Source organism: Streptomyces sp. NPDC085596 (assembly GCF_044541565.1).
Taxonomy (GTDB): Bacteria; Actinomycetota; Actinomycetes; order Streptomycetales; family Streptomycetaceae; genus Streptomyces.
Window position 1 is genome coordinate 819,423 of sequence record NZ_JBITTC010000002.1, and the last position, 11,529, is coordinate 830,951.

An 11,529-nucleotide genomic window follows, 5' to 3' on the forward strand; every position below is an offset into this window, starting at 1 on the left:
TCCACACCTTCTTCACCTCGCTGTAGGGTTCTGTCTGCCGCGAGCCCACCGAGGGCTTCCGGGGCCATGAACGCCCTGTCGGCGCCGGCACAGAGAGGGCGAGGCGAGTGACCAGCACACGCGAAGAGGCCGTGTCGCCTATCGTGCCCGAGCCGTCGGCCTGGCGGATCACGTATGCGGAAATCGCCACCCTTGCCCAGGTGCGTCGGCCCGTCCCCACCACTTGGAGCCGCAGGCACCCCGACTTCCCCGCTCCCGTCGCCCACGAGGAGGGGCGACCCCTGTTCGACGCCCGTGCGGTCGTCGACTGGCTGACGAGAACGGGGCGAGGCAACGCCGATCCCCGCCACCTGCGGGCCGAACTGGCCCTGTACACCCTGGCCGCCTGGCGGACGCCGGCCCTTTCCGCCCCCGTCCTGGTGGGGGCGCTCACCGCGCTGATCTGCCTGCGCCGACAACTCGACGCCCCAATCTCGGGCCAGAGTTGGTACGCGATCCTCACCCACGCCGACGAGCTCGACCCCGAAGACACCTACCTGCACGCCGAGTTGAAGGCCGTACCGGAGCCGGACCGCATCGGCCCCGAGCTGGCCGCGTTGGCCGACGAGCTGACCGAGGCCGCCTACACCCCCGCCGAGGCTTTCGACTGGGTCCTGGAGGCCCGCCGCCGCCTCGGCTCCCACGACTTGGCCGCCGACGAGCCCACCCCGGCGGTGGCACGCGCCCTCGCGGCCCTGTCCGGCGTCGACACTCTCGACGAGGGCTCCGTCGTGGCCACCCCGCATGCCTGCTCCGGCGACCTGCTCGCCGCCCTGCACGCCCGGGCCGCAGAGGACTCCGGACACACCTACCTCGCCGCCGACCCCGATCCGGTGCGGGCCCGCCTGGTCCGCCGCCGAATGCTCGTCCGGGGCGTGAACGAGTTCGACCTCGGCGTCGCCGATGAGGAGGATCTGCCTGTCGACGACTGGGGATACCCCCAGCTACTGGTCTCTGTCCTCCCCTACGAGCCGGGGGAGAAGCGCAGCCCACAGGCCGTGCTGGAGCAGGTGCAGGCACTGACCGACTACCTCGACGAAGGCTCGACAGCCGTAGTCCTCGGCCCCGCCGACGTGCTCGTCCGCCCGTTCCCCCGGCACAGCGAGGCCGACCGCCTGCGCCGGTCCTTCCTCCGGAACGGTTTACTCAAGGCCGCGGTGAGCCTCCCCGACGGCGCGTTCCCCTACCGTCCCGGCTACCGCACCGCCCTCTGGGTACTGGCCCGCACCTCGGCGGAACACCGCACGGGCCTGGTCCTCCTCGCCGACTACTCCGCGCAGCCGCTCACCGAAACGGTCCTTGACGCGCTCTCCGAGGACATCGCCATCTGGCGCGCCGCCCCTTGGCGCGGAGACCGCCGCCACGAACCCCGCCACGCAGTGATCGTCCCCGCGAAGGACCTCGACGACCGGCCGGGCGCCGCCTTCACCACCCAGCACCGCCCGCCCATGGCCCGCTACACGCGGGGCGTCATCGAGCGTCCGGTCCGCATCAGCGCACTGGAGCAGCGCCTGACGGAGCTGCACGAGCAGGCGCGGCAGCGCGCCGACCTGCGCACGGCACTGAGCACCCGGGCCGTACTGCGCCCCGACGACCAGCCGGTACGGCGAACCACCGTCCGTCGGCTCCTCGACGACCGGCGCCTGCGCCGACGGCCCGGGCACCGTTTCGCCGACGAACACCTCACGGCAGACGGTCACTACACGGTGCTCACCCCCGACGAGGTCCTCGGCATCGCACGCCCGGGCGGACGCCGCATCGACCGCGGAGTGCTCCTCACCGGCTACGAACACGCGCTGTTCACCGAGCCGGGTGACATCGTCGTCACCACGAGCCCCCGCTTCGGCACCTACGTCGACGAGGCGGGCCTGTCCTTGGTGGCAGCCCCGGCCCGTATCCTCCGCGTCCACCCCGACGCCGACCCGCTCGTGCTGCCACGGGTGCTCGCGGCACTGCTGCGGGCGGCCGCCGCCGAGTACGCGCGCACCAGCGGCGCGGTGCGGGCCTCGCGCGGCATCGAAGACCTCCTCATCCCCGACCTGAGTAGGCGCGAGGCCGAGCGCTTCGACGCCGTACTCGCGGAGATCGAGGCCCGCGCGCACCTGTTGCGGGAGCAGTCCGCCGCTCTCGACGACCTGGCCCGTCTCACCGCCGCCGGTATCGCCGACGGCACGCTCACCCTCCAGAACCTGCCCGGAACCGACGACTGAAGGAGACGTTCCGTCCCATGCCACCCCGCAAAAGGACCGCTGCCGACCAGGCATCGCTGTTCAGTGCCTCCACCGCCAAGGAGATCCAGGACATCCTCTGGAAGACGGCGGACAAGCTGCGCGGCTCCATCGACGCCGCGCAGTACAAGGAGTTCGTCCTCGGCCTGATCTTCCTGAAGTACGTCTCCGACGCCTTCGACGAGCGCCGGGGCCAGCTCGCCGCGGAACTCGCCGATGACGGCATCACCGAGGACCGGATGGACGACTTCCTGGAGGACCGGGACGAGTACACCGGCGCCCACGTCTTCTGGGTTCCGGAGACCGCCCGTTGGACATGGATCGCCACCCATGCCAAGAGCCAGGGCGTCGGCAAACTCCTCGACGACGCGATGGACGCCGTCATGCGTGAGAACGCGTCGCTCACGGGCGTCCTGCCGAAGATCTTCAATCGCGACAACGTCGACCAGAAGCGCCTCGGCGAACTCGTCGACCTCATCAGCGACGCCCGCTTCGGCGGGAGCGGTGACAAGCCCGCGCAGGACGTGCTGGGCGAGGTGTACGAGTACTTCCTCGGCAACTTCGCGCGCGCTGAGGGCAAGCGGGGCGGTGAGTTCTACACCCCGCAGTCCGTCGTCCGGCTGATCGTGGAGATCCTGGAGCCGTACGAGGGGCGGGTCTACGACCCCGCGTGCGGCTCGGGCGGCATGTTCGTCCAGGCGGCCAAGTTCATCGAGGCCCACGCCGGACGCGCCCACAAGGCCGACATCTCGGTCTTCGGCCAGGAGCTCAACGAGCGCACCTGGCGCCTGGGCAAGATGAACCTCGCCATCCACGGCATCGACGGCAACCTCGCCCCCCGCTGGGGCGACACCTTCGCCGACGACAAACACCCCGACCTCAAGGCCGACTTCGTCATGGCCAACCCCCCGTTCAACATCAAGGACTGGGCGAGGGACGAGGGCGACCCGAGGTGGAGGTACGGGGTACCGCCGAAGAGCAACGCCAACTACGCCTGGCTCCAGCACATGATCTCCAAGCTGGGCGAACGGGGCACCGCCGGCATCGTCCTGGCCAACGGCTCCATGAGCTCCCAGCAGAGCGGCGAGGGCGAGATCCGCCAGGCGCTGGTGGAGGCCGACCTGGTGGCGTGCATGGTCGCGCTGCCGTCCCAGCTCTTCCGCACGACCCAGATCCCGGCCTGCCTGTGGTTCCTGTCCAAGGACAAGACCCCGCAGGGCGCGAAGCGCCTGGACGACCGGCGCGGCGAGATCCTGTTCATCGACGCCCGGAACATGGGCGAGATGGCCGACCGTACGGAGCGTCTGCTGACGGAGGCTGACCTCGCGAAGATCGCCGGGACGTATCACGCATGGCGGGGTACGGCGTCGGCCCGTGAGGCGGGGCTGACGTACAGGGACGAGCCCGGCTTCTGTTTCTCGGCCGACCTGGAGACGGTGCGGGGGCACGGGTATGTGCTGACGCCGGGGCGGTATGTGGGGGCTGTTGAGGCGGAGGAAGAGGGGGCAGAGGCGGTGGCGGAGCGGATCGCTGCGCTGACGGAGGAGTTGTACGAGCTGTTCGACAGGTCGGCGGAGCTGGAGAAGACGGTTCGGGTGCAGTTGGGGAGGGTCGATGTCTGAGTGGAACAGGGTCCCACTCGAATCCTTGTTGCAGAGTGGGGTCTCGTACGGAATTGTGCAGCCGGGATCGGCGGAGGCGACCGGGGTGCCGATCGTACGTGTCAAGGACGTGCGCAACGGAAGAATCGATACAAGTGATCCCCTGCGCGTATCTCCTGACGTCGAGGTCAAATATTCGAGAACCCGCCTACAAGGCGGTGAGGTCCTTTTGACCCTGGTTGGGACTACGGGGCAGGTGGCAATCGCTTCAGATCGGCTCGCCGGGTGGAACGTAGCTAGGGCAATCGGAGTACTGCGGCCCATCTCGGATATTTCTCCTCGATGGCTGCAATATTTTATCGAATCCGAGGATGCTCAGCAGTACATCCGGGAACACCTGAACACAACAGTGCAGGCCACGCTCAACCTCAAAGATGTACGTGTACTCCCGGTACCCCTTCCGTCGGGTCAAGAGCGTGAAGGTATTATCTCCGTAATTGGGGCGCTGGATGACAAGATCGCCGTCAACGAGCACATCGCGACCACGGCTCTAAATTTGGCCGAGGCTTTGTACGTTCAGGCAGCCGATTCATCCGTTTGGCAATCGGTGAAGCTCGGAGATGCTGCGCGCTGGATGTCTGGCGGTACGCCTAAGACTAGCGAACCGTCGTATTGGGGAGGCGCGATCCCCTGGATTTCCGCCTTGAGTCTTAAATCTCCCTGGATCGATAGGTCGGACAGGAACGTTACGGAACTCGGCGCCGCATCTGGGACGCGTCTTGTTCCTGCGGACACGGTGCTTTTCGTGGTGCGCGGATCAAGCCTCAAAGAGGAATTCCGGATTGGTATCACGCAATGTGAGGTCGCATTCGGTCAGGACTGTAAGGCTCTGATCGCGCGCGGCGGTATCGATTCACATGCCCTATTTCACAGTATCCGCAGTCAGACGACGTCCATTCTCGAAATGGTTGATGAGACCAGCATTGGAGCTGGCCGCCTTTCGACCGACTTGATCTCTGCTCTTGAGATCCGGGTTCCGAACGATCCCAGTGATCCAACAGTCGCTCAGGTTCGCAACCTCGATTGCCTGGCTGCGACCAAGCGGCAGGAATCCCAGACACTCACCACCCTCCGCGACACCCTCCTCCCTCAGCTCATGTCCGGTCGGCTGCGCGTCAAGGACGCCGAGAAGATTGTCGAGGACCACGCATGACGCACGACGACGAAAGCGATAGAAGCCAGAACCACCGCCCCCTGGAAGCCGACTGGGAGCTGCTCGCCCTCGACGAACTCGCCGAGCTGGCCTGGCTGCCCGCCTCCGGCAATGAGTTCGCGCCCGGCTCCGGGCACCGTAAGTCGTGGGACGACCTGATCCTCTACCCCGACCTCCGCGAGGCGATCGAGCGGCTCAACCCCGAGCTGCCCCCGGACGCCGTACGCGACGCCATCGCCGCCGCGGCGACCCCGGAGTCGCAGGACACGTACGAGGAGAACCGCACCGCCCACGGTTACCTGACTACCGGCATCCGCTCCGTCGTCTACACCGACGCCTTCGGCGCCGAGCACAACCCGACCATCCGCCTCGTCGACCTGACCGCCCCGGACGGGAACACGTACCGCGCGCTTAACCAGGTCACCGTCGTCGACGGCGAGAAGCGGCGCCGCTTCGACATCGTCCTGTACGTCAACGGACTCCCCCTCGCCGTGCTGGAGTTGAAGCGCGCCGGCGACGAGTACGCCACGCTCCAGGACGCGCACTCCCAGGTTGCCCGGTACGTGAAGGAGTTCCCGACCGCCTTCCGCTACAACGCGGTGGTGCTGGTCTCCGACGGCATCACGGCGAAGTACGGCACACCCTTCACCCCGTACGAGCACTTCGCACCGTGGAACACGGACGAGACCGGGGCCCGTATCGACCCGTTCACCGTGGAAGGCGACGGGGTGGCCGAATCGGGCCAGAACCTGGCGCTGAACGGGCTGTTCACCCAGCCCCGCTTCCTCTCCCTCTGCCAGTCCTTCATCAACTTCGTGCCGTCCAAGCGGATGAAGCGCATCGCGAAGCCGCACCAGTACTTCGCGGTGACCCGGGCCGCGCAGAAGGTACGGGAGGCGGCGGCCGGGAATGGGAAGGCCGGTGTCGTCTGGCATACGCAGGGCTCGGGCAAGTCCGAGGAGATGGTGCTCACCACGGCGATGGTGATGGGCGACCCGGCCCTGCTGAACCCGACCGTCGTCGTCATCACCGACCGCAACGACCTCGACGACCAGCTGTACTCCACCTTCCTGGAGAGCGAGATCCTCCCGGGTGCACCTCTTCAGGTCGCGACCCGGGCCAAGCTACGGGAGGAGCTCGCGGCCAAGCGGACCGGCGGCATCCTCTTCACCACCCTGCAGAAGTTCGGCAGAACCAAGGAGGAGAAGGAGTCGGGGGCCGACCACCCGCTGCTCTCCGACCGGCGCAACATCGTGGTCGTCGTCGATGAAGCCCACCGCAGCCACTACGACAACCTCGACGGCTACGCCCGCCACCTCCGCGACGCCCTCCCGCACGCCACGCTCCTCGCCTTCACCGGAACGCCGATCTCGGAGGCCGACCGCAACACCCGCCAGGTCTTCGGCGGTTACATCGACATCTACGACCTCAAGAGGGCCGCCGACGACGGCGCGACGGTCAAGGTCTTCCACGAGGGCCGGGTCATCAAGCTCGTCCTCGGCAAGGACGTCGACCCGACGAAGATCGACGAGGAGGCCGACCGCATCACCGACGGCCTCGACGACACCGAGCGCCGCCGGGTCGAGCAGGCCGTCGCCACGATGAACGCCATGTACGGCGCGCCGGCGCGTGTCAGGGATCTCGCCAAGGACCTGGTGGCGCACTGGGAGGAGCGGCGCGAGCGGATGCGGCCGTTCGTCGGGGTCTCCGAGAAGGGCGGGGCGGCCGGCAAGGCGATGGTGGTCTGCGCGACCCGTGAGATCTGCGTCAAGGTTTACGACGCCCTGCGCGAGCTGCGGCCGGAGTGGCACAGCGACGAGCCCGCCAAGGGCGCGATGAAGATCGTTTTCTCCTCGAACTCCCGCAAGGACGAGGACCACCTACTCGTCCACGCGCTGCCCGACGGCCAGCGCAAGGCGGTCATCAACCGGGCCAAGGACCCCGACGACGAGCTGGAGCTGCTTGTCGTCAACAACATGCTGCTGACTGGCTTCGACGCCCCGCCGGTCCACACCATGTACCTGGACCGTCCGCTCAAGGGCGCCAACCTGATGCAGGCCCTCGCCCGGGTCAACCGCCGCTTCCGCGGCAAGGAGGACGGTCTCCTTGTCGGCTACGCGCCGCTGACGGAGAACCTGCAGAAGGCGATCGCCGAGTACACGGACGCCGACCAGGAGGACCGCACTCTCGGCCAGGACCTGGACCGCGCGCTGGACGAGCTGCGCAACGAGTACGACATCCTCAGCGACATCCTGCGCGGCTCCAACTGGCGTGCGCGTCTCGAACAGCCGACAGCGAAGGCGTTCGTCAACGCCGCCGGCGGGGCCGCCGAGTACCTCCGGAACCCGCGTACCCCCGGCAACGACCCGGAGAAGCTCGACGACCCCCGCCAGACCCTCGGACGGCGCTTCCGCGAGCACTCCCACCGCCTGGAGCGCTTCTACGCGCTGTCCGCCAGTGCCACGAACATCGGCGAGCGTTTCCCGGACCACCCGGCCTGGCGCCGGGACATCCAGTTCTTCGTCGAGGTCCGCGCCTACATGGCCAAGCTCGACGCGGCGGAGCGCGAGGCGCGCGGCCTGCCCGTCGCCCGCGACGTCGAGCTGTACCTCGCCCAGCTGACCTCGTCCGTGGTCGAGACCGGCGGGATATCCGACCTGTTCGCTGAGGCCGGCCTGGAGACCGCCGACCTCACACACCTCAACGACGCGCTCGTCGCCAAACTCCAGGGCAGCGACACCCCGCACCTCGCGGCGGAGGCGCTGAGGCGACTCATCGAGCAGAAGATGCGCGAGGTCACGCGTCACAACATCGTCCGCCGCACGGCCTTCTCCGACCGCTTGCAGGACCTCATGATCCGGTATACGCGGCAGCAGTACACGAGTGCCGAACTCATCGCCAAACTCGTGGAGATGGCCAAAGAGGTGGTCGAGGACGCCAGGCGCGGCGAGAAGTTCGAACCGCCGCTGAACTGGCGCGAGCTCGCCTTCTACGACGCCGTGGCCGAACACGGCACGGCTCAGGAGCTCATGGGTGACGAGATCCTGGCGAGCATCGCCCGCGACCTCGTGGCGGAGGTCCAGAAGAAGCTCAAGCCGGACTGGATCGCCCGCGAACCGGTCCGCGCCGGTCTCCGCAGCGCCATCAAGCGCCTGCTGGCCCGCCACGGCTACCCGCCGGACCGTCGTGCGGAGGCGGTGAAGCTGGTCCTGAAACAGATGGAGCACTTCGCCGACGAGTGGGCGACCACCGGTATGCCGGACAGCTGAGCCCGCACGGCACGTCGGCGTGTGAGCGGTGCACTCACACGGGGCCGAGGTCTCTGCATTCGGTAGACCTCGGCCCCTGACCGGCGATCGCCGCGGGACCGCGACAACTTGTAATCGAAGTGCCCACTTCAGGGGGAGACAGGGATGGACAACGAGATTCAGCTGATCAGCGACGGGGAGGGGCTGACAGTCATCGGGAGCGCGCAGGATGTTGAGAACTTCCTCGCTTCCGAGGGCCTGCCATCCAAGAACCTCGGACCGCGATGGTACAAGTCGGTCTTCGCTGTGGGGGCTGCAGTCGCCGAGGCAGGCTCGGAGATCGCCGCCAACTCCGCTTACTGGGTGAAGCTGACCCCGAAGTCGGCGCTGCTCGTCAAGAAGTACGGCCTGAGGGAGAGCGCGAAGACGGGTCTCAGCACGGGGGTTCTGAAGGGGCAGAAGGGCCAGATCAAGGGGTTTCTCGAGTTCGCGCACTCGCCCCGATCGTTCCTGTCCAACCCGGCGAATCTCGCCAACGCCGGGAAGTTCATGGCACAGGTTGCGATGCAACAGACCATGGACGAGATCACTGACTATCTCGCCGCGATCGACAAGAAGATCGACGACGTACTGCGTGCCCAGAAGGACGCTGTGCTGGCTCGCATGATCGGACTGGGGTTCGTGATCGAGGAGGCCATGACCATCCGAGAGGCGCGGGGCAGAGTCGACGAGGTCATCTGGTCGCGGGTGCACGCCGCGCCGGCGACGATCGCCGATACGCAGGCATACGCCCTGCGTCAACTCGACGCACTCGCCGAGAACATGGAGCGACAGACCAAGATCGGCGATCTCGCCACAGCGACCAAGGAGGCCGAGGTCACTGTTCGGGAATGGCTCGCCGTCCTGGCCCGTTGCTTCCAGTTGCAGGACGCGATCGCCGTGCTCGAACTCGACCGGGTACTGGACGCGTCACCGGAGGAGCTGAACGGGCACCGCCTCGGCCTGAAGGCCGCCCGTCAGGGCCGGCTGGATCACATCTCGCGGAGCACCGAAAGTCTGCTGTCCAGGATGAACGCCGCGGCCGGCGTGGCTAACGCCAAGGTACTGCTGCACCCGGCCGCGTCCCCATCTGTGGTCCGGTCGAGCAACCAGGTCACGCTCGGCGTGCATGACTTTCACGTGCGGCTGGGGATCGAGTCCGGTGGCGACTCATCCGAGACGAGGCGATGGACGGAGGCTGCCCTGGAGGTGAGGGACAGGGCTCTGGAAACAGGGGCCAAGGGCGTTGACGTTGCCCGAAGCCTCGGCAACGAGACCCTCGACCGGGCCAACTCGGTGAGGAGCAGGCTCTCCAGCGGCATTGCCGAGCGAGCGCGCCGTTTGCTCGGGGACGAAGAGGAACGCGAGAAAGGCTGAGCGCGACCGTCAGCCACGTGCGCTGGTGACGATGGCCTCAACTGCGAAGAACAGCTCCAGCCCGCGCAGCTCGACGACAGCCCTCTGTATCGGGCTGATCAACCCGCCCTCGTCCGCACCAACCGCCCTTCATCGACGACGCGACGTTCCGCATGCCGGGCAGGCGCCTCACGAAGCGCGCAACCTCCCTCGCAGACTGCATGACACCCCGTCAGAACGAGCGTCATGTGAGCGTCAGAAACCCAAAGAACGCACGGACACGACCTGCACCGCTGCCGCCAGAACCGCCTGAATCCGCAGGTCAGGCGGCCTTCACAGACAATCGCCATCGTTCATCCCTTGGACGAGCGGAAGCAGGTCGAGTAGCCGACGAACACCGCAAAACCGCAGGTCAGGCGTCCTTCTTCACCGGCTCCAGAATCGCCACGCACTCCACATGATGCGTCATCGGGAACAGATCGAACGCCCGCAGCGTCCGTACACGGTACCCGCCCTCCCGGAAGTACCCCAGGTCACGGGCCAGCGCCGCGGGATCGCAGGCGACGTACGCGACGCGACGGGCGCCCAGCGTGGTGATGTGCTCGACCGTCTTCTTGCCCGCCCCCGCCCGCGGCGGGTCCAGGACGATGAGGTCGACCTCGGTGATCCCCGTCCGGGGCAGGACCGACTCCACCTTGCCCTGCTCGATACGCACCCGGGGGAAGTCCGCGAGGTTGTGCCGCGCGTCCTCCACCGCTCGCTTGCCGGACTCGATGCCCAGCACCGCGCCCTTCTCGCCCAGGCGGTCGGCGAGGGCGCCGGCGAAGAGGCCCACGCCGCAGTAGAGGTCCAGGGCCATCTCGCCCTTGCGCGGGAGGAGGCCCTGCATGACCGCCTTGACCAGCGTGTCGGCCGCCTTCGGGTGGACCTGCCAGAAGCCGCCGCTGCCGACACGGTACGTGTGGTCGTCGGCCCGCTCGCGGACGAACGCCCGGCCGTGGACACGGTGGACGCCGCCGTCCTTCTCGTCCACGCGCATGACCGAGACCGGCTTGTCCAGCTCGACGAGCGGCAGCCGGGCACCGGGGCGGGGCTCCAGGATGACCATGCGGTCCTGCGAGCCCGTCGCGGCGATCGCGTCGACGGAGGCCATGCCGGACCAGTCCCGGTCCTCGATGCCCAGCTCGCTGACGCCCTCGGCGGCGATCATGCAGTGGTCGATCGGCTCGACCTCGTGCGAGCGGTGGCGGCGCAGGCCGGCGTTGCCGTCCGCGTCGACCGCGTACTGCACGCGCGTGCGCCACTGCGGGACCTGGCCCGCGGGCAGCTTGTCGCCCTCGGCCGGCATGACCGTGCCGTCCCAGCCCGCCTCCTCCGGGGTGAGGCCCGCGAGCCGCTGGAGCTGCTCCGCGATGACCTCGCCCTTCAGGCGGCGCTGCGCGCCCGGCTTGGCGTGCTGCCAGTCGCAGCCGCCGCAGCGGCCGGGGCCCGCGAAGGGACACGGCGCCTCGACGCGGTCCTTGGACGCGTCCAGGATCTCCACCGCGTCGGCCCGCAGGAAGCGCGCGCCCTCCTCGCCCTCGGTCACCCGGGCCACGACCCGCTCGCCCGGCAGCGTGTGCCGGACGAACAGCACCTGGCCCTCGGCGGTACGGGCGATGCAGTGGCCGCCGTGGGCGACGGGGCCGATCTCGACCTCGTACTCCTCGCCCACCAGAGACTTCTTCTGTTCTGCCTGCATGGTGGGGTGACTCCAAGATCGGGGAGGGAGGGGCGGCGGCCGGACACCGGCCCGCGAGGACAAC

At 68.0% G+C, this 11,529-nt stretch carries 6 protein-coding genes; 5 read left to right on the plus strand and 1 reads right to left on the minus strand.

What is annotated here, in order from left to right:
* Positions 1–200: 200 nt before the first annotated feature.
* The 5 genes from ACIGA3_RS09240 (at position 201) to ACIGA3_RS09260 (ending at position 9,745) form a co-directional block, all read left to right on the plus strand.
* Complete coding sequence (locus tag ACIGA3_RS09240) at positions 201–2,249, plus strand: hypothetical protein (RefSeq protein WP_399712062.1); 2,049 nt, start codon at positions 201–203, stop codon at positions 2,247–2,249.
* Between the two features lie 17 nt (positions 2,250–2,266).
* Positions 2,267–3,889 (plus strand): type I restriction-modification system subunit M, encoded by a 1,623-nt coding sequence (locus tag ACIGA3_RS09245; protein WP_399712064.1) that lies wholly within the window; start codon positions 2,267–2,269, stop codon positions 3,887–3,889.
* On the plus strand, positions 3,882–5,081 hold the full coding sequence (locus ACIGA3_RS09250; RefSeq protein WP_237518020.1) for a restriction endonuclease subunit S: 1,200 nt from the start codon (positions 3,882–3,884) through the stop codon (positions 5,079–5,081). The genes ACIGA3_RS09245 and ACIGA3_RS09250 overlap by 8 nt, the downstream gene beginning before the upstream one ends.
* Positions 5,078–8,350: a type I restriction endonuclease subunit R gene (locus ACIGA3_RS09255; RefSeq protein ID WP_399712066.1), complete on the plus strand. Its 3,273-nt coding sequence runs from the start codon at positions 5,078–5,080 to the stop codon at positions 8,348–8,350. Before ACIGA3_RS09250 ends, ACIGA3_RS09255 begins: the two co-directional genes overlap by 4 nt.
* Before the next feature lie 144 nt (positions 8,351–8,494).
* Entirely contained in the window at positions 8,495–9,745 is a 1,251-nt protein-coding gene (locus ACIGA3_RS09260) for a hypothetical protein (protein WP_399712068.1), read from the plus strand.
* Between the two features lie 391 nt (positions 9,746–10,136).
* Here ACIGA3_RS09260 and ACIGA3_RS09265 read toward each other — a convergent pair whose 3' ends face one another.
* Positions 10,137–11,465, minus strand: coding sequence for a class I SAM-dependent RNA methyltransferase (locus ACIGA3_RS09265; protein WP_399712070.1), 1,329 nt, complete (start codon positions 11,463–11,465; stop codon positions 10,137–10,139).
* Positions 11,466–11,529: the final 64 nt, after the last annotated feature.

Bases quoted from the DNA above. Each gene is read 5' to 3' on its own strand.
- ACIGA3_RS09245 (WP_399712064.1), top strand. From the start codon at position 2,267: ATGCCACCCCGCAAAAGGACCGCTGCCGACCAGGCATCGCTGTTCAGT.
- ACIGA3_RS09250 (WP_237518020.1), top strand. From the start codon at position 3,882: ATGTCTGAGTGGAACAGGGTCCCACTCGAATCCTTGTTGCAGAGTGGG.
- ACIGA3_RS09255 (WP_399712066.1), top strand. From the start codon at position 5,078: ATGACGCACGACGACGAAAGCGATAGAAGCCAGAACCACCGCCCCCTG.
- ACIGA3_RS09260 (WP_399712068.1), top strand. From the start codon at position 8,495: ATGGACAACGAGATTCAGCTGATCAGCGACGGGGAGGGGCTGACAGTC.
- ACIGA3_RS09265 (WP_399712070.1), bottom strand. From the start codon at position 11,465: ATGCAGGCAGAACAGAAGAAGTCTCTGGTGGGCGAGGAGTACGAGGTC.